The 20313-nt window shown below is 61.7% G+C and carries 23 protein-coding genes; 16 read left to right on the top strand and 7 right to left on the bottom strand.

Annotated elements, in window-relative coordinates; all coding sequences use genetic code 11:
• Nucleotides 1–65 precede the first annotated feature (65 nt).
• The 4 genes from QCE79_RS16340 (at nt 66) to QCE79_RS16325 (ending at nt 3678) form a co-directional block, all read left to right on the top strand.
• Nucleotides 66–1085, top strand: coding sequence for an alcohol dehydrogenase (locus tag QCE79_RS16340; protein ID WP_309845994.1), 1020 nt, complete (start codon nt 66–68; stop codon nt 1083–1085).
• Nucleotides 1086–1238: 153 nt separating this feature from the next.
• Entirely contained in the window at nt 1239–2294 is a 1056-nt protein-coding gene (locus QCE79_RS16335; RefSeq protein WP_250528186.1) for an aromatic ring-hydroxylating dioxygenase subunit alpha, read from the top strand.
• Nucleotides 2295–2320: 26 nt separating this feature from the next.
• Nucleotides 2321–2491 (top strand): rubredoxin, encoded by a 171-nt coding sequence (locus QCE79_RS16330; protein ID WP_250494852.1) that lies wholly within the window; start codon nt 2321–2323, stop codon nt 2489–2491.
• Nucleotides 2488–3678: an NAD(P)/FAD-dependent oxidoreductase gene (locus tag QCE79_RS16325; protein WP_244831635.1), complete on the top strand. Its 1191-nt coding sequence runs from the start codon at nt 2488–2490 to the stop codon at nt 3676–3678. The genes QCE79_RS16330 and QCE79_RS16325 overlap by 4 nt, the downstream gene beginning before the upstream one ends.
• A 128-nt stretch (nt 3679–3806) precedes the next feature.
• On the opposite strand, the gene QCE79_RS16320 is transcribed toward QCE79_RS16325, so the two are convergent.
• The 3 genes from QCE79_RS16320 to QCE79_RS16310 all read right to left on the bottom strand — a co-directional run bounded on the left by QCE79_RS16320 (nt 3807) and on the right by QCE79_RS16310 (nt 5899).
• Nucleotides 3807–4742, bottom strand: a complete 936-nt coding sequence (locus QCE79_RS16320; RefSeq protein WP_244831633.1) for a LysR family transcriptional regulator — start codon at nt 4740–4742, stop codon at nt 3807–3809.
• A 237-nt stretch (nt 4743–4979) separates the two neighbouring features.
• Entirely contained in the window at nt 4980–5447 is a 468-nt protein-coding gene (gene cynS / locus QCE79_RS16315; RefSeq protein ID WP_250494849.1) for a cyanase, read from the bottom strand.
• A 65-nt stretch (nt 5448–5512) separates the two neighbouring features.
• Entirely contained in the window at nt 5513–5899 is a 387-nt protein-coding gene (locus tag QCE79_RS16310) for a MerR family transcriptional regulator (RefSeq protein WP_244831630.1), read from the bottom strand.
• Nucleotides 5900–5986: 87 nt separating this feature from the next.
• Here QCE79_RS16310 and QCE79_RS16305 point away from each other — a divergent pair, with 87 nt between their 5' ends.
• Nucleotides 5987–6895 (top strand): alpha/beta fold hydrolase, encoded by a 909-nt coding sequence (locus QCE79_RS16305; RefSeq protein ID WP_404989369.1) that lies wholly within the window; start codon nt 5987–5989, stop codon nt 6893–6895.
• Nucleotides 6896–6998: 103 nt separating this feature from the next.
• On the top strand, nt 6999–7778 hold the full coding sequence (locus tag QCE79_RS16300; RefSeq protein ID WP_250511321.1) for an IclR family transcriptional regulator: 780 nt from the start codon (nt 6999–7001) through the stop codon (nt 7776–7778).
• Nucleotides 7779–7780: 2 nt separating this feature from the next.
• Here QCE79_RS16300 and QCE79_RS16295 read toward each other — a convergent pair whose 3' ends face one another.
• Genes QCE79_RS16295 through QCE79_RS16280 form a run of 4 tightly spaced genes read right to left on the bottom strand, consistent with a single transcriptional unit; the run spans nt 7781 to nt 11160 of the window.
• Nucleotides 7781–8587 carry a TIM barrel protein gene (locus QCE79_RS16295; RefSeq protein WP_309845987.1) on the bottom strand — a complete coding sequence of 269 codons (807 nt, stop codon included), beginning with the start codon at nt 8585–8587 and terminating at the stop codon, nt 7781–7783.
• An 18-nt stretch (nt 8588–8605) separates the two neighbouring features.
• Nucleotides 8606–9472, bottom strand: a complete 867-nt coding sequence (locus QCE79_RS16290) for an intradiol ring-cleavage dioxygenase (RefSeq protein WP_309845984.1) — start codon at nt 9470–9472, stop codon at nt 8606–8608.
• Nucleotides 9473–9481: 9 nt separating this feature from the next.
• Nucleotides 9482–10561: a maleylacetate reductase gene (locus QCE79_RS16285; RefSeq protein WP_309845983.1), complete on the bottom strand. Its 1080-nt coding sequence runs from the start codon at nt 10559–10561 to the stop codon at nt 9482–9484.
• Nucleotides 10561–11160, bottom strand: a complete 600-nt coding sequence (locus QCE79_RS16280; RefSeq protein ID WP_250494843.1) for a nuclear transport factor 2 family protein — start codon at nt 11158–11160, stop codon at nt 10561–10563. The genes QCE79_RS16285 and QCE79_RS16280 overlap by 1 nt, the downstream gene beginning before the upstream one ends.
• Before the next feature lie 215 nt (nt 11161–11375).
• On the opposite strand from QCE79_RS16280, the gene QCE79_RS16275 reads away from it, so the two are divergent.
• From QCE79_RS16275 to QCE79_RS16230, 10 genes are all read left to right on the top strand, one after another.
• Nucleotides 11376–12806 carry an MFS transporter gene (locus QCE79_RS16275; RefSeq protein ID WP_250528192.1) on the top strand — a complete coding sequence of 477 codons (1431 nt, stop codon included), beginning with the start codon at nt 11376–11378 and terminating at the stop codon, nt 12804–12806.
• Nucleotides 12803–13705, top strand: coding sequence for a shikimate dehydrogenase (locus QCE79_RS16270; RefSeq protein WP_250528193.1), 903 nt, complete (start codon nt 12803–12805; stop codon nt 13703–13705). Before QCE79_RS16275 ends, QCE79_RS16270 begins: the two co-directional genes overlap by 4 nt.
• 3 nt (nt 13706–13708) lie before the next feature.
• Entirely contained in the window at nt 13709–14611 is a 903-nt protein-coding gene (locus tag QCE79_RS16265) for an alpha/beta fold hydrolase (protein WP_250469599.1), read from the top strand.
• A gap of 20 nt (nt 14612–14631) precedes the next feature.
• On the top strand, nt 14632–15675 hold the full coding sequence (locus tag QCE79_RS16260) for a Gfo/Idh/MocA family oxidoreductase (RefSeq protein ID WP_309845975.1): 1044 nt from the start codon (nt 14632–14634) through the stop codon (nt 15673–15675).
• Between the two features lie 57 nt (nt 15676–15732).
• Complete coding sequence (locus tag QCE79_RS16255) at nt 15733–15993, top strand: DUF3072 domain-containing protein (protein ID WP_244831600.1); 261 nt, start codon at nt 15733–15735, stop codon at nt 15991–15993.
• A 134-nt stretch (nt 15994–16127) separates the two neighbouring features.
• Nucleotides 16128–17210, top strand: a complete 1083-nt coding sequence (locus tag QCE79_RS16250) for an ABC transporter substrate-binding protein (protein WP_309845972.1) — start codon at nt 16128–16130, stop codon at nt 17208–17210.
• Nucleotides 17207–18037, top strand: coding sequence for an ABC transporter ATP-binding protein (locus QCE79_RS16245; RefSeq protein ID WP_244831593.1), 831 nt, complete (start codon nt 17207–17209; stop codon nt 18035–18037). The genes QCE79_RS16250 and QCE79_RS16245 overlap by 4 nt, the downstream gene beginning before the upstream one ends.
• A gap of 109 nt (nt 18038–18146) precedes the next feature.
• On the top strand, nt 18147–18902 hold the full coding sequence (locus QCE79_RS16240) for an ABC transporter permease (RefSeq protein ID WP_244831955.1): 756 nt from the start codon (nt 18147–18149) through the stop codon (nt 18900–18902).
• Nucleotides 18895–19773 (top strand): transporter substrate-binding domain-containing protein, encoded by an 879-nt coding sequence (locus QCE79_RS16235; RefSeq protein WP_309845969.1) that lies wholly within the window; start codon nt 18895–18897, stop codon nt 19771–19773. The genes QCE79_RS16240 and QCE79_RS16235 overlap by 8 nt, the downstream gene beginning before the upstream one ends.
• Nucleotides 19774–19842: 69 nt before the next feature.
• On the top strand, nt 19843–20184 hold the full coding sequence (locus QCE79_RS16230; protein ID WP_244831589.1) for a hypothetical protein: 342 nt from the start codon (nt 19843–19845) through the stop codon (nt 20182–20184).
• Nucleotides 20185–20313 lie beyond the last annotated feature (129 nt).

Genomic DNA, 20313 nt, shown 5'->3' with positions numbered 1-20313 from the left:
TGCCGAACAGCATGCACGCGGCTCGCCCAACGCCGCGAAGTTCCTCCCACACCAAGGAGCAAACGATGCCAACGATGCACGCAGTGCAAGTAGCGAAAGCCGGCGGTCCGCTCGAACTCGTGGAACGCGACATACCCGATCCGCCCGAAGGACACGTGCTCATCAAAGTGCAAGCCTGTGGCATCTGCCACAGCGATTCCCTCACGAAAGAAGGCCAATGGCCGGGTCTCGAGTTTCCGCGCGTACCCGGTCACGAAATTGCAGGCGTCATCGAGAAACTCGGTGCGAACGTCGAGGGATGGCAGGCCGGGCAGCGGGTCGGCGTCGGTTGGCATGGCGGGCATTGCGGGCATTGCGAAAATTGCCGTCACGGCGACTTCGTGCTTTGCAAGAACGCGCTCGTTCCCGGTATCAGCTACGACGGCGGTTACGCGGAATACATGGTGGCGCCGCAGGAAGCACTCGCGCGCATGCCCGACGATCTCTCCGATATCGACGCCGCGCCGCTTCTCTGCGCCGGCATCACGACGTTCAACGCGCTGCGCAATAGCGGCACCCGCGCGGGCGATGTCGCGGCGATCCTCGGCATCGGCGGGCTCGGGCATCTCGGCGTGCAGTTCGCGCGCAAGATGGGCTTCGTCACGGTCGCCATCGCGCGCGGCAAGCACAAGGAACCGCTCGCGAAGCAACTCGGCGCGCATCACTATATCGACAGCGAATCGCAAAACGTCGGCGAAGCGCTGCAAGCACTCGGCGGCGCACGCGTAATTCTCGCCACCGCCACGAGCGGCAAGGCGATGAGCGCGGCTATCGGCGGGCTCGGCATCAACGGCAAGCTGATCATGGTCGGCATCTCGCAAGAGCCCGTGGAAGTGCCCGTCGCGCAGTTCATCATGGGTCGCAACTCGGTGCAAGGCTGGCCGTCCGGCACGGCGGCGGACTCGCAGGAAACGCTCGCGTTCAGCGCTTTGTCGGGCGTGAAGCCGATGACCGAAGAGTACCCGCTCTCGCGCGCGGCCGAAGCCTACGACCGCATGATGAGCGGCAAGGCGCGCTTCAGAGTAGTGCTCATTCCAGGCAAGTGACCTCCGCCGAAGCATCGTTTCATTGACCAACGAACATAGAGTCAATGTCGCCCGAACCATTGGGCGACATGTAGCACGTCGCTATCGTAGTGTTCATGCGGTCGAATCCATCCCGGCCGCTTCAACACGATCCAGTTCCTTGGAGACACGAAAATGGCGACCCCCACCGTCGCGCCGCTGACGTTTCAGCGTGCGCCCAATCTTCCACGCAATTGCACTTTCGATCCGCACGACTGGCAAATCCTCAGCCAGTACTGGCATCCGGTCGCGTTTGCTTCGCAGGTCGCGGACAAACCGTTGAGCGTCACGCTGCTCGATGAGCCGCTCGTCGTGTTTCGTGCGAACGATGCACTCGTCGCCGCGCGCGATGTGTGTCCGCATCGCGGCGCGCCGCTGAGTCAAGGCTGGGTCGAGAACGGCCATCTCGTGTGTCCTTATCACGGCCTCGAATACGGTGCGGACGGCAAGTGCAAGCATATTCCGTCGCAGGAAGGCGGCACCATTCCCGACCGTCTGCGCCTGACCACTTACGCGGTGCAGGAAGCCTATGGCCTGATCTGGGTGTCGCTCGGCGGTGGAGAGCAAGCGCTGCCCGATTTCCCTGCATGGAACAGCGAAGGATTCCAGCAGATCTTGCCGCCTTCGATCGACATCAAGGCATCCGCGGGACGTCAGACGGAAGGCTTCATCGATGTCGCGCATTTCGCGTGGATTCATCATCGCAGCTTCGCGGACCGGCGCAATCCCGTGGTGCCGAGCTACACGGTCGAGCGGCGCGGCAACGGCATGCGCGCGGAGTATGTCAGCACCGTCAGCAACTTTCCGAAGTCGATGCAGCATCGTGCGCCCGAAGGCTTCTTGTGGCGCCGTATCTTCGAAGTGGATGTGCCGTTCTTTGCACGTCTCACCGTGCTCTTTCCCGAAGGCGGCCGGCTCTCGATTCTCAACGCCGCGAGCCCGGTATCCGCGCGTCTGACGCGTCTGTTCGTGCCGATCGCGCGCAACTTCGACAAGGATCTGCCGCTCGATGATGTCTACGAGTTCAATCGTCAGGTGTTCGAGGAAGATCGCGCGATCGTCGAATTGCAATGTCCCGAAGATCTGCCGATAGACCGCGCCGCCGAAGCACCGATTCTCGCGGATCGTTCCTCGGGCGCATATCGCCGCGCGCTAGCCGAGATCGGTCTCGGTCAGGCGTACGTCCGCTGATCGCCATGGCGGATACGGAGAGCATCATGAAAATCTGGGAATGCGTGATCTGCGGCTTTCGCTATGACGAAACGCTGGGCTTGCCGGAAGCGGGTCTTGCCGCCGGCACGCGCTGGGAAGACGTGCCGGACGACTGGCTGTGTCCCGATTGCGGCACGGGCAAGCAGGACTTCGAGATGCAGGAGGTGTCGGCATGAGTCACGATATGGGTCTACCGGTCGTTATCGTGGGAACGGGGCTCGCCGGTTATACGGTGGCGCGGGAGTTGCGCAAGCTCGACGCGCAAGTGCCCATCACGCTCATCAGCGAGGACGACGGCAGCTTCTATTCGAAGCCGACGCTTTCCAACGCGCTTGCCATGAACAAGGCGCCGCACGCGCTCGTCACTTTCGATGCGCGCGCCATGGGCACGCAGCTGAACGCGAGCATTTTGTCGCACAGCAAGGTGGAGCGCGTTCTCGCGGATACGCACGAACTCATCGTCGATGGACAATCTTTTCGTTACGGCAAGCTCGTGCTCGCATTGGGCGCGGATGCGCGGCGCATTCCGCTCGCGGGCGATAGCGCAGGCGACGTGCTGTCGGTGAACTCGCTCGACGACTACGTGCGCTTCAGAAAGCGGCTCGAAGGCGCGCAGTCGGTCGCGCTGCTCGGCGCGGGCCTGATCGGCTGCGAGTTCGCCAACGATCTCGCGCTCGCGAATTACAAGGTCACGCTGATCGATCCCGCGGCCACGCCGCTGTCACGGCTGCTGCCCGAACGCGCGGGTCATGCGTTTGCACAAGCTCTCGAACGACATGGCGTGCGGCTGCGTCTCGGGCGTTCGGTGGCAACGGTGAATCGCGCGGAACGCGGCTACGCGCTTACGCTTTCCGATGGCGAGGCAATCGATGCCGACGTCGTGTTATCGGCGATAGGTCTCGCGCCGCGCACGCAGCTCGCGGAACAAGCGGGCATCGCGATAGAAGGCGGCATACGTACGGACGCCTATTGCCGCACGAGTGCGGCCGATATTTACGCACTCGGCGATTGCGCGGCTATCGAAGGAAAAGTGCAGCCGTATGTGTTGCCGATCATGCACGCAGCACGCGCGCTTGCCCGCACGCTCGCGGGCGAGGCAACGCGCGTCGCGTTTCCGATCATGCCGGTGACGGTTAAAGCGCCCGCATCTCCAACGGTAGTCGTGCTGCCCGACGAAACCGGAACATGGCGCTATGCAAGCAACGTATCCGACGAATCGCTCGACGGTCTGCACGCGCTTTGCGAACATGCCGCCGATGGCCGGCCACTCGGATTCGCCTTGCTGGGTTCGGCCACGCAAGCCAAGGCCGCGCTTCTCAAGGCGATGACATCGGGCAGTTTCGAGTCCGCTCTACAACGATAACGACGCAGCTTGCCTCTGACCGACCAGCGTCGCGCTTGCCGGTGGCTTGAAGAACCTGTCACTTCGATGCCGCACGGTAGACGTTTCGACGCCGCAGCCAAAAGCTTGCGGCGTCGTTTTTCATGGTGCTATGCATCGGGCGTGACCGCGAGCTTGCGCGCAACGTTCGTGACGAGGCGGCGAAGCCATCGCGTGGCCGCGCTGCGATGCGTTCTCTCATGCCATAACTGGTAATACGTGAGTGCGGGCGTTGCGCCGGGAATCGGCTCCATCTTCAAAGGCAAGAGGCGCGCGTAGTGGGAAGCGAGCGCGCGCGTCGTCGTGAAGATAAGGTCCGAGCGCACGAGCACATAGGGCGCCATGCCGAAGTAAGGCAGCGTGGTCGTGACCGTGCGCGTAAGACCGTTGCGCGCGAGTTCCGTATCGATGGTGCCCCACGCGGTCGTGTTGTAGGTCGTGACAGCGAGATGCTCGGCTTTCTCGAAGGCGTCCTTCGTGAGTTCGCCCGGCTTGACCGGATGATCCGCGCGCATCAGGCAAACCAGTTCGTCCTGACACAGCGGTTGCAGATGCAGATGCGCGGGCGGCGTGCGCCAGTTGCCGATCACGAGATCGAGCAAGCCTGTTTCGAGGCCGTTTTCGTAGCCGCCATCGACCATCATGAGGTGCTTGAATTCGAGCTTCGCGGATGGCGCGGCTTGATGGAACGCGTCGATCACGGCGGGCACGAAGAACACATCGAGATAATCCGGCGAGCCGATTCGAAACGTGCAGTTGCTCGACGCCGGATCGAATTCGGTGTTGGGATGAAGGATCGCGTCGATATGACTGAGCGCCTGCGCGGCAGGCTCGATCAGCGTGAGCGCATGACTCGTCGGCACCATGCGGCTGCCGCTGCGCACTAGAAGCGGATCACCCGTCATTTCACGCAGCCTGCGCAGCGCAATGCTCACAGTCGGCTGCGATTGCCCGAGCAGCTTGGCGGCGCCCGAGACGCTCGACTCCGTGAGGAGCGTATGCAGAACGCGGATCATATGGGAGTCGATGCTTTCCCTGGACATCATGCGGCGTCACCTTTGACATGGGGGATGCGCGGGCGATCTTGTGATTCGTTATGGCGCCCGGCTGCGCAAAATATACGGACGGATATAGCGCAGGTCAACGCTGGGGCAAACGCGTATGTCGCCGCGAAAGCCTTGTGCCGTCTGACTCATGGCACCGCGTTTATGGTGAGAATGGTCGCAGGGTTATGCAAGGCGCGCCGCTGTGTGCACAACGCGCCATCGCCATGACGTAAAGGATCAGAACGGCTTGTACGGCAGGAACTTGCCGTCGAGCGTGATCACGGCGCGTGATCCGCCTTCGGGATCTTCCACCTTCTTGATGTCGATACGAAAGTTGATCGCACTGATAATGCCGTCGCCGAATTGCTCGTGGACGAGCGCCTTCAACGTCGTGCCATACACCTGCACCATTTCATAAAAGCGGTAGATGGTCGGGTCCGTCGGCACGTTGCCCGGAATGCTGCCGCGCAGGGGAATGGTCTGGAGCAGCGCGGCGGCGGCGTCGCCGAGTTCGAGTTTGTCCGCCACGCTCTTTGCGGCTTGCTCCGGCAACGGGTGCTGGCCGAGAAGCGCGGCTGTCACGTAGGGCACGCTGAGACTCGTTCCTTCCGCGAGTTCGGCGTAGGTGAGTCCCTTGCGCGCCTTGGCATCGACGATATGTTCGGTCAGCGTGGAACGCGACAACTGCGAAATCTGCGATTGCATGACGACTCCTTTGCCCGGATGGCCGGTCGGTTGAACAAGCCGACAGTTGACCACGGCAAAAAAGCTCAATCCAGCGGCGGCACGACGCCTTCGTTCAAGGTTTTGAGCAGACGCGCGCGGCGCCGTTCCAGATCGGCGATCTGACGCTCTATCGACACCAGGCGTTCGCGTTGCAATGCGGTGGTCTCCGGACACGTCACCGCGCCTTCGATTAGGCGCATGCAGTCGGGAAACGCGAGGATATCGGCGAGGCTGAAGCCGGTCGCGATCATGCGCTGTATCTGCTTCACCTGAGAGATGGCCGCGTGCGGGAACACGCGATAGCCGTTGCTTGCGCGAACCGAAGTAAGCAGCCCATGCTCGTCGTAGTGGCGAATCGAACGAACGCTCGCGCCGGTTTCGCGAGATAGCTCGCCTATAGTCAGTAGCGTGTGTTCAGCGGATCGTGTCATGCAAAAAGACTAGCACTTTTTCGCTTGACCCTGACATTAGTGTGAGGCGCGACACTCAGGACTTTCGAATGAATGAGGAGTGTCATCGTGTCTTTTCGCATGGTTCGTTACCTTGTTTCCACGTTGATCGCGACGGGCGCGTTGAGCGCCGTATCGTCCGCTGCGTTCGCGGAAGAAAAAAGTTTTACCGTCAATGCACCGGATGGCGTCGCGCTCGCCGTGCAGGAATCCGGCAACCCGGACGGCCCCGCCGTCGTGCTGATTCATGGACTGCTGGGCAGCCGCCTGAACTGGGATGCGCAGGTGAAAAGCGCGCGGCTGAAGGGCTACCGTCTCATCACTTACGACATGCGCGGTCACGGTCGCTCAGGCAAGCCCACGAATGCCGATGCCTATACCGACGGCCGCCGCTGGGCCGACGATCTTGCAACAGTCATCGAAACGTCGCATGCAAGGAAGCCGGTGCTCGTTGGCTGGTCGCTCGGCGGCGCGGTCATCTCGAACTATCTGGCGGCCTATGGTGACGGCAAGATCGCGGGCGCCGTGTATGTGGATGGTGTGATCGAGCTTACGCCCGAGCAGATCGTGGCGCATCCCGATGTCTATCGCGACATGACATCGGCCGATCTCAAGACGCATCTCGACGGCGAGCGCACCTTCCTGAGCCTTTGCTTCGACACGCAGCCGGACAAGGTCACGTTCGAGCGCCTGCTCGCCAATGCCGCGATGGCTTCGTGGGACATGCAGGCTGCCGTTCAGTCGATGAGCGTAGCCGCCGCCGATGGTCTCGGTCAGGCGCATGTTCCGGTGCTGCTGATCTACGGCGCGCGCGATGCGCTCGTCAAGGCGCAACCGGCTATCGCGCGGGCGCGTCAGATCAACCCGAACCTGCGGAGCGTGCTGTATGCGAAGTCGGGCCATGCGCCTTTCATCGAGGAGCCGAAGCGATTCGATAACGATCTTGGTGCGTTCGTCGATTCCGTATCGAATAAATGAAAAGTTCCCACTCGTGAATAAAAATCTGCACTCTACGGTACGGATTCTTGACACGAAGCACGGCGCAGTTAAACTGTTCCTCTATATGAACGAGGAGCAGCGCATGCGTCGTGAGGAAATCGAAGCCAGCAGCACGGTCAAGTCGGCGGACCGCACACTCGATCTCTTCGAGTTGCTCGCGCGCTGGGGCCGCGAGATGTCGCATGCGGAGATTGCCGAGGCGCTCGACATTCCCAAGAGCAGTCTCACCAAGCTCATCCGCAATCTGACGGATCGCGGCTATCTGCGTTTCGTGCCTGAAACGAAGGGGTATCGGCTGGGCGATGCCATTTTGAAACTCGCGCAGCAGTCGAATCAGTTGCGCAGTTTGATTGCATGCGCCGAGCCGGTCCTCGGCGATATCACGCAGCAAACGGCGGAATCGTGCGCGCTCAATCAGCTCAAGGGCGAGCAGGTCGAAGTCGTTGCAACGGTCGTGAGTCAGCAGCGCCTGCAATCGCATATGCGGCTCGGCGATCTCGCCCCCTTGTATGCGGTATCGGGCGGCAAGGCAATACTCGCCTTCCTGCCCGATGTCATGCGCGCCGAATATATGCGCTCGGTGTCGTTCGAGCGCTTCACGAAGAACACCATCGGCACCAAGAAAGCCTTGCTGAACGAGTTGGAATCCGTGCGTGCAAACGGCTTCGCTCATTCGCTCGAAGAATTCACGCCGGGCATCGTGGGTCTTGGCGTGCCCATTTTGTCGTCCACCGGGTTCCCGCTCGGTTCGCTCAATCTCGCGATACCAGCCGTGCGTTACTCGCCGGAAATAGGCGAGCGGTCGATTGCGATACTCAAGGCATCCGCGGTGCGCATCCAGCGTCAATATCTCGCGGAATAGAGTTACTGCGCTTTTGCAAGGAAGCGCTTCATGCTCGACATGATCGTGCGTGCTTGCTCATCGAATGGTTGTCCGCGCAATGCGAGCGTGGGCGCTTCGACGGCGAGCGTCAGGTCGGCGGGCAGCTTAACCAGCACATCGTGCAACGGAAGTTCGCCATCGCCGGGAAGCAAACGCGCGGTGCGTGCTTCGGTTCGCCGGTCGGCCACCGCAACCGGCGAGGCACGCGGTCCATCGCAAATCTGCATGTATTCGATAAGCGCGGGGTCGATACTATCGATGTCCTCAACCTTCGCGCCCGAGCGGAAGTACTGCAAGGCATCGATCAAAAGCCGCGCGTTCGGCTGACCGCTTGCCTGGATGGTGGCGAGCGCATCGTCCAGCGTGCCGATGGCGCAATACGTGATCAACTCCAGGCCAACCGTCATTTCGAAGCGTGCTGCCACTTCGCACAGCGCCCGAAAGTTGCGCATGAGACGCTCGCGGTCCTGATCGAAGCCAACGGTAAGCACATGCTTCGCGCCAAGCCGATGCCCCGCTTCGAGTGCGGGTAAGAGAAGGTCTATGTTCGTGCTCTCTTGCAGCCAGATGGCTTCGATATCGAGCAGGCGAACGCCCGTCGCCTCCATGCGTGCGGCGAGTTCGCGGATGAGCGCCGGATTGCCCGCGACATCGACGATGCTATCTGCCGCCGTGGGCGCCACGACGCGCAAGCCGTAATAGTCGAAGCCACCGGCGTGCGCGGCATCGACGAGTTGCAGCGGATGCGCATCCAGCATGGTGAGGTGATGCAAGGACAGTTTATGCATTGTCGTATTCGTGAGTCTTTAGCGCTTTGCGGGCAGAACAAAGGGGTAAGCAAGGAGGGCCGTGCCCGGCGTGACTTCATGTCCGGCCGGGCTCATGCTGCCTTCTATCGTTTCGAGTCGCGCGATCAGGCCATCCTTCACGCCGAACACGACATCCGAATCCAGATAGCGGTCGCCTTCGATAAATACGTGCGTGACGATCGTTTCGAAGCCCGGCGCGCTGACCTTGAAATGCACATGTGCCGGCCGGTAAGGATGCCGTCCTTGCGCATCGAGCATCTTGCCTACAGGGCCATCGTTCGGAATCGGATAGAAGGCGGGCACGATCGAACGGAACCAGAAACGTCCATTTTCATCGGCGTGAAAACGGGCGCGCATGTCGAGCGCGGTCAGGCCCGCCTCGCGTTGTACGTCGTAGAAGCCGTGATCGTCCGCGTGCCATGTCTCGATGAGCGCGCCCGCAATCGGCTCGCCATGTTGATCCGACACACTGCCTTCCACGATCATCGCCGGCCCGTCCGATGCATGCGAAATGCTCGCGCCCAACGGAAGATCGCGCGCCTCTTCGACATAGAACGGCCCGAGCACGGTGGTCTCGGTGGCGTTGCCCGTGAAGCGATGATTGAGCGCATCGACGAGCATGGACACGCCAAGCGTATCGGAAAGGAGGATGAATTCCTGGCGCGTCTCCGAACACATTTGGCCCGTGCGCGTGAGAAAGTCGATAGCGCCGGCCCATTCCGCTTCGGTCGGTTCGATCTCTTTCACGAACGCATGCAGATGCCGGACGAGTGCCTCGCTAATTTGCCGTGTCCGTTCGTTCTCGCAACCGCTCAAGCGTTCGAGCACCGCTTGCGTGATGTTGTCTTCGTTGAAATTTCGCATCGAGTGTCCTTATTCGACCAGCGCGGGCGGCAGGCCTTTCCATGCGCGTTCGAGCATGGCGCGAAGCGGTCGGCTTTCGGGCGCGCGCGGATTTGCATAGGCGTTGCGCGTGACGAGGTCGATTGCGTGATCGATGCCCGCTTCAGGCATGCCGATCGCTTCGAGCGAACGCGGCACGCCAAGCGATGCCGCGAGATCGTGGAGACCGGTCCACGAATGCTCCGCGTTCAATGCGCGGGCAATGCGCTTCATTGCGGGCGCGGCGGCATCGGCGTTGAAAGCGGCGACATGCGCGATCATGATGGCATGGGTCTGCGCGTGCGGCAGATCGAATGCGCCGCCAAGCACATGGCAGATCTTGTGATGCAGACCCATGCCGACCGAAGCCAGACACGTGCCGCACAACCACGCGCCATATTGCGCGGCGCGTCTTGCGTCGATCGATTCGGGCGCGCGCGCCACGTCGGGTAACGCCGCCGCCAGCGACGCGATACCTTCCTCCGCCATCAGCGATGTGATCGGATTGCCGTCCATGGCATAGAGCGCCTCGACCGCATGCGCAACGGCGTTGAGCCCGCTTGCCACGCTCATCGCAACGGGAAGACTCAAGGTCAGCTCGACATCGTAGATGACGATTTCGGGCAGCACCTTGAGCGTGCGCTGTGTGCGTTTCTCGCCGTCACGCGTCTCGCCGATGATCGGCGTGACTTCGGAGCCCGCATACGTAGTAGGCAGCACGATCTGCGGCAGGTCCGTCTGCAATGCAATGGCCTTGGACAGACCGACCGCCGAGCCGCCGCCAATTGCGATCACACAGTCGGCGTGCGCGCGGTCTACGGCTTGCAAGGCGCGCGCCGTGACGTCCCAGGGCGTGTGCATGGTGGCATCGGCGAAACGGTGTGTCGATTCCGGATCGAACTGCTGCGCGATGGCATCGCCCAATGCGGCCTGTTCGCGCGTCGTCACGATGAGTGGACGCGTACAGTCGAGCCGTGCGGCTTCGGCGGCCGTCTCCGAGCGCCGGCCCGCACCGAAGATCACGCGGGCGGGCAACGCGTTATAAACGAACTCTGTTGCCACGGCGTTCATCACAGCGTGCCTGTATCGAGCCACGCACGGCCACGCGCATAAAGCGCTTCGACCACGGGACCGGTTAGTCCCGGCATGTCGCGCTTGACCTTGTAGCCGATCTTCGTCTGAATGTACGCGAGATGCCGGTAACCCTCGGGAAAGAGCCCGAGTATCTCGGGATCGAGTTCGAGCCGCACACCCGTTTCGACGGGGTCCAGACGGTCTTTCTCGTAGATAGGCTGACGCAGGCGCAAGAGCCACTTGCCGTCCACTTTCTCGTAGAAGTCATAGAAGCGCCCGGTGCAGACGACATCGCAACGATGACCTTCGACCTCGCCGCGCTGCGAGATGGTCATCTTCGTCTGCGCAATGGCACGTGTGCCTTCGAGATCGATAGCCGTGCCGCCGAGGAAGTGAAGAATACTGACGCCGCGCGCCCAGCCTTCTTGTGTCACGCGGATGAATTCCGGCCCCGTGCCTTGAAACCACGTGGCCATCATCACGCCCTCGGGATGCCAGAGCGTGGCGAAGCGTTCCCAGTCGCCCGCGTCGCGCCACACGGCCCAATTTTCGATTGCCTCGCGTATTGCCAGCCGTTCCAGCAGTGTCTCGTTCATTGTGTGACCTCGTGTTCTCATATGGAAAGTGGTTTCCATGGTGAGTGAGCGCAGGCCGTGCCGTCAAGCGTTATCTGGGCTTTGTAGGGACTATCCCTAGTTTGTTCTCATACGGGAATTGTGCGTGAAAACGCGTTGACAGTTTTCGATGTGAGTTTCTAAGATGGAACGAAAATACGGATGAGAACGCACCTACATCACCAATGGAGACATCGATGTCCAACGCAGCAGACCATGAGCCGCACGGACGGCATCAGTCGAAACTGGCGGCCGCGAGCGGCTGGATCGGTTCGGCGCTCGAGTACTACGACTTCTTCATTTACGCGCAGGCCGCGGCGCTGATCTTTCCGCAGATCTTCTTTCCGAAGGGCGATCCCAAGGTGGCGATTGCCGCGTCGCTCGCGACTTACGGCATCGGCTACGTTGCGCGTCCTATCGGCGCGGTCGTGCTCGGGCATTGGGGCGATACGCACGGTCGTAAGTCGGTCCTGCTCGTCTGCATGTTCCTGATGGGCTTCTCGACGATGGCCGTCGCGTTCCTGCCCACTTACGATCAGGTCGGCTTGTGGGCGCCCGCGTTGCTCGTCGTGCTGCGGCTCGTTCAAGGCTTTGCGGTGGCGGGCGAAATCTCGGGCGCGAGTTCCATGATTCTCGAACACGCACCGTTCGGGCGGCGCGGTTATTACGGCAGCTTCGGCATGCAAGGCGTCACCGCCGGGCAATTGCTCGCGGCCGCCGTGTTCCTGCCGCTGAGTCACTTCATGCGCGAGGACGCCTTCAATTCATGGGGCTGGCGCGTGCCGTTCTTAATGAGCGCGCTCGTGTTGGTCGCCGGTTACTTCATTCGACGCAAGGTGCGCGAGACGCCCGCGTTCGCGCAGGAAGGCGAGCGTGGCGCGGTGCCGCATGCGCCCGTCAAGCTCGCGTTCAGGCATTGCTGGGACGACATGCTGCGCGTGATGTGCATGTCGATCATGAACGTCATTCCCGTGGTCACGACCATCTTCGGCGGCGCGTATGCGGTGCAGCAGGCCTATGGCATCGGCTTCAGCAAGAGCCTTTATCTGTGGATTCCGGTGCTCGGCAATGTCGCTGCCATGATCGTCATTCCTTACTGGGGACGTCTGTCGGACAGAGTGGGCAGAAGGCTGCCGATCATCGTCGGGTCGGTCGGTTCCGGGCTGCTTTCGTTTGCGTATCTCTATGCCATCAGCATTCATAGCGTGACGCTCGCCATCGTTTTGTCGATACTGATGTGGGGCCTCGTGTATCAGGGGCAAAACGCGGTGTATCCGAGCTTCTATCCCGAGCTCTTTCCAACGCGCATGCGCGTGACGTCGATGGCCATTTCGCAGAACGTGGGCGTCGCCATTTCGGCGCTGCTGCCGGCGCTGTTCACGACGGTCGCGCCGCCCGGCTCGCAAAACATCTGGCTGATCGTTGGCGGTATCACGTTCGGCATCACGGTGTTGTCCGCGTTCGCGACATACTCGGCGCGCGAGACGTATCGCATCCATATGAACGATCTTGGCCGGCGCGATGCGGTGCCGGTCCCCAAACACGAATACGAACGCCTGCGCGAAGAAGCGACGCAAGAGCGCGCCAATACGGCGAAGCCGCTAAGCGGACAGGAGCGCGGCGCATGACGGCGTTCGACACACAAGAGAAGGCCATGACGACGACATCATCCGGTTTGACCGAGGAAAGGCTGAGGCTCGATGCACCCGCCGACGCGCTCACGCGCCTCTTCCATATCTTCGGCTCGCCGATTGCGCATGTGCGCGCCCCTGTCGTGTGGAGCACGTTGATGAAGCGCTACGGCATCAACGCGCTGATGCTGCCCGCCGATGTCGATAGCGCGCACTTCGATGCCGCGCTCGCCGGCACCAAGGCCATTGCGAACGTGGACGGCGTCATCTTCACCATGCCGCATAAAGTGGCCGCCATGCGTCATGCCGATACGCTCACGGAGCGCGCCGAGCGCATCGGCTCGATCAATCTGCTGCGGCGCTGCGCGGATGGCGGATGGGAAGGCGACAACGTGGATGGCGCGGGCTTCGTCGCGGGCCTGCAGGCGGATGGCGTGCGTCTGGAAGGCGCGCACGTCTATATGCATGGCTGCGGTGGAGTGGGGCGCAGTATCGGCTGGTCGGTCGGGCTGGAGAAAATCGCGAGCCTGACTATCTTCGATATCGACACCGAGCGTGCGCGCGAATTGGCCGATGCCATCGCCTCGGTCAGCGATGCGCGCATCGAAGCCGGCACGCCGGATATGCGCGGTATCGGTCTCGCCATTAATGCAACGCCCGTTGGCTTGCATGCGCATGACCCATTGCCCTTCGCGCTGGATGAACTTGCACCGCACGCAGTCGTCGCCGATGTAATCATGGAACCGCGAATGACGGCTCTGTTGAAGGCGGCTCAGGCACACGGTCTGAAGGTTCATCACGGACGCAACATGATGAACTACGCGATGCCCATTTCCGCGTCCTTCCTTGGCTTGCCTGCATCGTTCGACTGGAACGGCAAGTCACTGCAAGGATGAGCCATGAATCAAGCTGCGAATGAATGGTTCGAAGGATTTTCGAAGCTGGATGTCACGGCGGGCGATGTGCACTTCAACGGCATGATTGGCGGCTCTGGCCCACCTGTGTTGTTGTTGCACGGCTATCCGCAGACGCATTTCGTCTGGCGTTATATCGCGCCTGTGCTTGCGCGCTTCTACACGGTGATTGCGCCCGACCTGCCCGGCTATGGCGCAAGTGTCACGCTCGCGCACGAACAACGCTGGACCAAGCGGCGCGTGGCGCACGCTCTCGTTGAACTCATGAGCGCACTCGGTCATGAGCGCTTCGCTGTCGTCGGACACGATCGCGGCGCGCGCGCGGGTTATCGGCTGGCGCTGGATCATCCCGAGCGTGTGGCGGCGTATGCCTCGTTGACGGTGGTGCCGACCATCGACGCGTTCGCATCCGTGAATAAAGCCTTCGCCGTCAACGCTTGGCACTGGTTCTTTCTCGCGCAGCCGGCTGACTTGCCTGAACGCATGCTCGCCGCCGATCCCGACGCCTTCATTGAACGCGCGCTCGGCAAGATGGCAGGCGGCCTCGAACGCATGGATAGCGACGCACTCGATGCCTATCGCCGCGCCTTTCGCAACCCGGACGTGCGCCATGCAATGTGCGAGGACTATCGCGCGGCAGCCGATGAAGACTCGGCGCACGACAGCGCGGATCGTGCGGCGGGCCGCAAGCTCGTGTGTCCCGTCATGGTTCTCTGGAGCCTGGAAGAGCGTAAAGGGCAGGCTCATACGCCAATCGAAATCTGGCGCGCATGGGCCGATGAAGTCAGCGGACGCGGCATCGGCGGCGGCCATTTGCAACCGGAAGAATCGCACGAGGAAGTCTTGCATGACCTCGTGCCGTTCCTTCGGCAACACACCTCATCGTGATAGATCAAAAGGTTGGATACATGGAGAAGATTGGAATAGCCGTTATCGGCGCGGGCGTGATTGGCCGGCGTCACGTTCAGGAGATCGCGCGTAACGAGTCGTGCAGGCTCGTGGCTATCGCCGATCCATCGCCCGGGTCGGCGAGTTATGCGGCGTCGTTGTCCGTGCCGCTTTATGCCGATTACCGCGAGTTGCTGAAGCACGAACGTATCGACGCGGCTATCCTGTGCACGCCCAATCACACCCATCTCGAAGTGGGACTCGCGTTTATCGAACGAAAAATTCCCGTGCTGATGGAAAAGCCCGTTGCAGACGATCTCGAATCTGCAAACGCGCTTGCGGATGCATCCAAGGAAGCGGGCGTTGCCATGCTCGTCGGGCATCATCGGCGGCACAATCCGGTAGTGCGTGCAGCGAAGGAAGCCGTGGCAAGCGGAAAGATCGGCACGCTCGTCATGGCGAACATCATGTGCCTGTTGTACAAGCCCGATGACTACTTTAACGTGCCGTGGCGCAGACAGCCAGGCGGCGGTCCTATTCTCATCAACCTGATTCACGAGATCGACTTGCTGCGGTTCATCTGCGGCGAGATCGTGTCGGTGCAGGCGGTATCGTCGAACAAGGTGCGCGGTTTCGACGTGGAAGACTCGGCGGCCTGCACGCTGCGACTCGCGAATGGCGCGCTTGCCAACATCAGTCTCTCCGACACGACCGCGACGCCTTGGGGCTGGGACACGGCAGCGGGCGAGGACCGTGAACTCTTCGCTTATCGTCCCGTGCCCACGCATTTTTTCGCGGGCACAAACGGCGCGGTCACCATGCCGGACCTGACGATGTGGTCGTATCAAGGCGCGAAGGGACGCGACCAGCCTATTCACGATGCGCGCCTTGCCGTGCCCGAGGAGAACACGTATGCAAACCAGCTCGAACATTTCGTCGATGTCGTGAGAGGTTCGGTGCGTCCCGTCATAGACGGACACGACGCCGCACGCACGCTTGCGGCAACGCTCGCCGTGGAGGAATCGGCGCGGCTGGGGCGCCTGATCGAACTGAACGTGACCTGATGCGGCACGCTCCTTGCGCCAGACCTCTATATGTCACCACGCCAAGAGGATTGCGCCATGAACGATAAAACCATCGACGATACCAATGCACAAGCCGGCCCGTCCGACGACCCGAAATCGCACCCGACATCGAATGCCGAAAAAGACCCGAGCGATTGGGTTACGGGGGACGAAAAGATGACGGGCGCGCAGGCTTCCTATCTGAAGACGCTTTCCGAGGAAGCGAAAGAAGAGTTCGACCCGTCGCTGACGAAAGCGGACGCCTCGCTCAAGATCGAAGAATTGCAAGCGAAGACGGGGCGCGGCCAAAAGTCTTGAAGTATTCGAACGCTGCCATCTAAACAAAGCATGTTTTGTTGGTTTGCGCGTCGTGACTGCTGAGTGAGAATCGCGGAGTACGGTGCTGGTTTGAATCCAGCGCCGCCTCTAACCGTGCTCTCCCAGCGGAAATCATGATGGCGTCCCTTTTGCACCGCCGGCCCCGTCGCGCCGGAAAGATTCTCTTCGCGGCTTGCGCGGCTGCCGTACTCGTTCTGCAAAGCGGCTGCAAGCCGGACACCGAGAAAGTACAGAGCTCGTCGGCATTGGTAGACAAGTCGGCGAAGCAGGAAATCACCTACTTCAAATATCCCGACAACCCCGCGTTCGACCTCGTCTATCTCGCCGACAAGCTCGGCTACTTCGAGAACACGAGCACACGGCCCAAGTACGTCGGCAAAATCTCCGCACCGCAGATCATTCCGCTCGTCGGCACGGGCGAGATCGACTTCGGCACGCGCATGGTGCCGCTCGTCATCTCGGCCATTGCGAGCGGCGCGGACATCAAGGTGGTCTCGGCTGGCGGCGAGACGCTGCCCGATGCACCGCACATGAAGTATTTCTCCCGCGCCGATTCGGGTATTCGCGGACCAAAGGACTTCGAAGGCAAGACGGTGGCGTTCAACAGCTTCGGCGCATGCGCGGAGTTCGTGACGAAGAAGTATTTGTCGCAGCATGGCGTGGATGTCTCGAAGGTGAACTGGCTCGTCGTGCCCGACAATCAGTCGCAGCAGGCGCTCGTAACGAAGAACGTGGATATCGCCATCATTCACCCGCCGTTTTCCGGCGCGGCGGAAGCCGATCCGCAATTGCACAAGTTATGGAGCGATTGGGACGAAGACGGTGGCCTCGGCGGAATGGCGCCGTATAGCGTGAATGGCGCGTTTGCGCGGGCGCATCCGCAAGCGGTGAAGGACTTCGTCACGGCTATTGCGAAGGCGGGGAACTGGGTCAACGCGCACCCTGACGAAGCGCGTCAGCTTACGGCGGAGCGGTTGGGTATCGACGTGAAGCTGGTCGAGCGTTATGCCTATGTGAAGGATCTCGTCGTAACCGAGCCGCCGATCCAGTACTACATCGACATTCTCGAACAGGCTGGCAAGATCCCGAAGGGCAAGGTTGCAGTCAAGGATGTCTACACGAACGACTACAACCCGTACGCTGGCAAGTCGTCGCAAGCGAGCGCCAGCACGCATGCGCAGGGCAATCCGTCATGAGCGAGAAGATCGTCGCGCGTGGCCTCGGCCTCACATATGAAAACGAGGCGACAGGTTCGAGCCTCACGGTGCTCGATAACTTCGATCTGAGCGTGCGCGAGGGAGAGTTTCTCGCCGTGCTCGGACCGAGCGGTTGCGGCAAGTCGACGTTCCTGAGCATTCTTGCCGGCCTCGTGCCGCAGACAGCGGGCGAGATTACCGTGGATGGCGAACCTGTCAGCGCCGCGCGGCAAAAGCTTGGCGTCGTGTTTCAGGGCTACGCGCTCTTTCCGTGGCGCACGGTGCGCAAGAACGTTGAGACAGGGCTCGAGATTCGCGGCGTGAAAGCCGTGCAACGACGCAGCGAAGCCGAACGTTTTTTGCGTCTCGTCGGGCTGCTCGACTTCGCCGATCACTATCCGCATCAGCTATCGGGCGGCATGCGCCAGCGTGTGGCCATTGCGCGCGTGTTGGCTTATGGTCCCGAGATACTGTTGATGGACGAACCCTTCGGCGCGCTCGATGCGCAAACCCGCGAGTCGTTGCAGCAGGAGTTGCTCGCCATCTGGGAGCAAAGTGCAAAGACGGTCGTCTTCGTCACGCACAGCATCGACGAGGCGATTTTTCTCGCGGATCGCGTGGCCATCATGGGACGCGGGCCGGGCCGCGTGAAGGAAATTATCGATATCGACTTGCCGCGTCCGCGCGATGCCTCTTTGCGCCATTCCGCCGCTTTCATGGCGTTGCGGCAGCGTGCATGGGCAAGCCTGAGTCTGGAACTCGGCGAAGCGCTTGTTCCGTCGCGCGAGCAGCACGATGAACTGAACACGGGGGCATTCCGTGCCTGAGCAAAACACCATCCGCAAGCTGCCGGGCCTGATCGCGCCGCAAACGCCGCAAACGGCACAATCGCCCAGGGTTCGCACGGCCGCGCCGCGGCGGAGCATTCGGCTTTCCATGGCCTTCGAACGATCCATCGCGCTTATCGTCTTCGTGCTGCTGTGGGAGTTGTTGCCGCGGCTCGGTGTCGTGAGCACGGCGTATCTGAGTCCGCCTTCGCAAGTGGCGGTTGCCATCGCGCATCTCGTCGATAGCGGCGAAGTGTGGAAGCACCTCGGCGCAAGCGCGCTGCGCTCGCTTAGCGGGCTCTTGCTGGCCGTTGTCGGCGGCGTGGTGTGCGGATTCGCGCTTGGGTGGTTCCGGCGCGCAGAGCGCATCGTCGATCCGCTTTATCAACTGCTGCGGCAAGTTTCCGCGTTCGCGCTCTTTCCGGTGTTCATGCTCTTTCTCGGGATCGGTGAATCGTCGAAGATCGCGATCATCGTATGGGCGGCGTTCTGGCCCGTGCTGCTCAACACCATCTCTGGTGTGAAGCAAGTCGAACGCGTGTTCATCGATTGCGCGCGTTCCATGGGCGCGGGGCAAGGCTTCATCTTTACCAAGGTCGTGTTGCCCGCCGCGTTGCCCGAGATACTGACAGGTATCCGGCTCGCGGGCGCCTACAGCATCACGGCGCTCGTCGCGGCAGAGATGATCGGCGCGCGCTCGGGTCTCGGTTTCTACACGCTCAACTCTCAGGAGACGTTCCAGATTCCCGACATGTATGCGGGCATCGTGCTGCTCGCGCTGTTCGGCCTTCTGATCAACAAGAGCCTTTCGCTGCTCGAACGGCGTTTGCTGCGCTGGCGTGTGGGCCTCGCACAGAATGGCTAGAGCCGGACAAGCGGCGTCGCATGAAGGCGGCTGGCGGCTGTGGATGCCGCTTGCGGCAGTCGCGTTATTTGCCGCGTTCCTGTTGTCGCCCTTGAGCGCAAGCTGGCGCAATTCACTCGCCGATGACCGGCCGTTCGCAGCCGCCTATGCACGCGGCAAGCTGATCGTCGCCGTGCCGTCCCAACCCGCGCCTATCCTGACCGTCGGCCACGTCGACCGTTCCGTGCGCGCACCCGAGGCATACTCCGCCGCGCTCGCCGAGGCACTCGGGCGCCGCGCCGGACTGCCCGTCGAACTCGTGTTAGCCGAACAAGCCGATGCGCGCCACGCCGTGCAAGACGGTCGCGCGGATGTCGCCATCGCCGGGCTGGCGTTTTCGCCGGATGCGTCCGTCGCCTTTGCGCCCGGCAACTACGCTTCCGGGCGAGGCGTTGCGCTCGTTCTTCGGCACGGCAACATTCAGGACTGGCGCGATCTCGAGGGCCGGTCGATCTGCGCGTCGCGCGAGAGTCCGTTTGCGGCGCGCGCCGCGCATCGGTATCGGGCGGCATTGCAGGGCTTCGACAGGCCGCTTGACGCATTGCTCGCGTTTCAGGCGGGAGAGTGCGCCGCGCTCGTGGACGACGAACTCGTCGTGCGCGCGCTCCTCAAGCAAGCCGACTGGTCGTACTACCGGACGCTGCCGGGCGCGGTTGCGCCCGCGCCGGCGTTCATCGCATCGCGCGGCGGCGATATCGCGAGCGCGGCGTTCATCGAACGGACGGTGAACGGGTGGCGGCGCGAGCGCTGGTTCACCACCGTGCGGCAGGATCAGGCCACTCGCCTTGCGTTCGAAATGTTCAACGCACAGAACGATTTGTATTGCCATTGAAGAGTCGACAAAGGGGCGGCGGTCGCCTCGTCGCGCCCGCCCAGCCTTGTAAGGAGCGGTTTTTGCTGAATGCTCGATGCCTGGATCTACCTGTCATCGATTATGAAAGCCACGATTGTTTCGCACGAGGAGCCGCATGGCTCCGCCGCCGAGATCCACCGCTTCCGCTTTCTGCTGGAAGACGGCAACGAAAAGCCACTTGAGGAAGCCATTTCACTACGTACGGCACGTGTCATCGTCGAAAATCTCGCCGATGGCAACGCGTTCATCAAGATGCTCCATGCCATTGTTTCCTCGGACCCCGCCGACTACGACGCGCTGATCGGCAAGGCGTTTCCGGATCATTTCCGCGATCAGCCCGCAGCCAACCGCCCGATGCCGGGAAAGGAGAGCGAAGGCCCGTGCCCCTGACCAGGCAAAAAATGCCACTGCCGTGCCGATTCCGGGAATTACGGGGAAATTCGTCCGTTTATCGGGACTTCGAATTTCCTGGACGTAGCTAGAATTCATTCTGTTGCCACGCTCTTCCACCCCCGGGAC

The organism is Caballeronia sp. LZ003 (assembly GCF_031451465.1).
Lineage (GTDB): Bacteria > Pseudomonadota > Gammaproteobacteria > Burkholderiales > Burkholderiaceae > Caballeronia.
This window is presented reverse-complemented; position numbering and strand designations above follow the sequence as displayed.

Bases quoted from the DNA above. Each gene is read 5' to 3' on its own strand.
- QCE79_RS16340 (WP_309845994.1), top strand. From the start codon at position 66: ATGCCAACGATGCACGCAGTGCAAGTAGCGAAAGCCGGCGGTCCGCTC.
- QCE79_RS16335 (WP_250528186.1), top strand. From the start codon at position 1,239: ATGGCGACCCCCACCGTCGCGCCGCTGACGTTTCAGCGTGCGCCCAAT.
- QCE79_RS16330 (WP_250494852.1), top strand. From the start codon at position 2,321: ATGAAAATCTGGGAATGCGTGATCTGCGGCTTTCGCTATGACGAAACG.
- QCE79_RS16325 (WP_244831635.1), top strand. From the start codon at position 2,488: ATGAGTCACGATATGGGTCTACCGGTCGTTATCGTGGGAACGGGGCTC.
- QCE79_RS16320 (WP_244831633.1), bottom strand. From the start codon at position 4,742: ATGATGTCCAGGGAAAGCATCGACTCCCATATGATCCGCGTTCTGCAT.
- cynS (WP_250494849.1), bottom strand. From the start codon at position 5,447: ATGCAATCGCAGATTTCGCAGTTGTCGCGTTCCACGCTGACCGAACAT.
- QCE79_RS16310 (WP_244831630.1), bottom strand. From the start codon at position 5,899: ATGACACGATCCGCTGAACACACGCTACTGACTATAGGCGAGCTATCT.
- QCE79_RS16300 (WP_250511321.1), top strand. From the start codon at position 6,999: ATGCGTCGTGAGGAAATCGAAGCCAGCAGCACGGTCAAGTCGGCGGAC.
- QCE79_RS16295 (WP_309845987.1), bottom strand. From the start codon at position 8,587: ATGCATAAACTGTCCTTGCATCACCTCACCATGCTGGATGCGCATCCG.
- QCE79_RS16290 (WP_309845984.1), bottom strand. From the start codon at position 9,472: ATGCGAAATTTCAACGAAGACAACATCACGCAAGCGGTGCTCGAACGC.
- QCE79_RS16285 (WP_309845983.1), bottom strand. From the start codon at position 10,561: ATGAACGCCGTGGCAACAGAGTTCGTTTATAACGCGTTGCCCGCCCGC.
- QCE79_RS16280 (WP_250494843.1), bottom strand. From the start codon at position 11,160: ATGAACGAGACACTGCTGGAACGGCTGGCAATACGCGAGGCAATCGAA.
- QCE79_RS16275 (WP_250528192.1), top strand. From the start codon at position 11,376: ATGTCCAACGCAGCAGACCATGAGCCGCACGGACGGCATCAGTCGAAA.
- QCE79_RS16270 (WP_250528193.1), top strand. From the start codon at position 12,803: ATGACGGCGTTCGACACACAAGAGAAGGCCATGACGACGACATCATCC.
- QCE79_RS16265 (WP_250469599.1), top strand. From the start codon at position 13,709: ATGAATCAAGCTGCGAATGAATGGTTCGAAGGATTTTCGAAGCTGGAT.
- QCE79_RS16260 (WP_309845975.1), top strand. From the start codon at position 14,632: ATGGAGAAGATTGGAATAGCCGTTATCGGCGCGGGCGTGATTGGCCGG.
- QCE79_RS16255 (WP_244831600.1), top strand. From the start codon at position 15,733: ATGAACGATAAAACCATCGACGATACCAATGCACAAGCCGGCCCGTCC.
- QCE79_RS16250 (WP_309845972.1), top strand. From the start codon at position 16,128: ATGATGGCGTCCCTTTTGCACCGCCGGCCCCGTCGCGCCGGAAAGATT.
- QCE79_RS16245 (WP_244831593.1), top strand. From the start codon at position 17,207: ATGAGCGAGAAGATCGTCGCGCGTGGCCTCGGCCTCACATATGAAAAC.
- QCE79_RS16240 (WP_244831955.1), top strand. From the start codon at position 18,147: ATGGCCTTCGAACGATCCATCGCGCTTATCGTCTTCGTGCTGCTGTGG.
- QCE79_RS16235 (WP_309845969.1), top strand. From the start codon at position 18,895: ATGGCTAGAGCCGGACAAGCGGCGTCGCATGAAGGCGGCTGGCGGCTG.
- QCE79_RS16230 (WP_244831589.1), top strand. From the start codon at position 19,843: ATGCTCGATGCCTGGATCTACCTGTCATCGATTATGAAAGCCACGATT.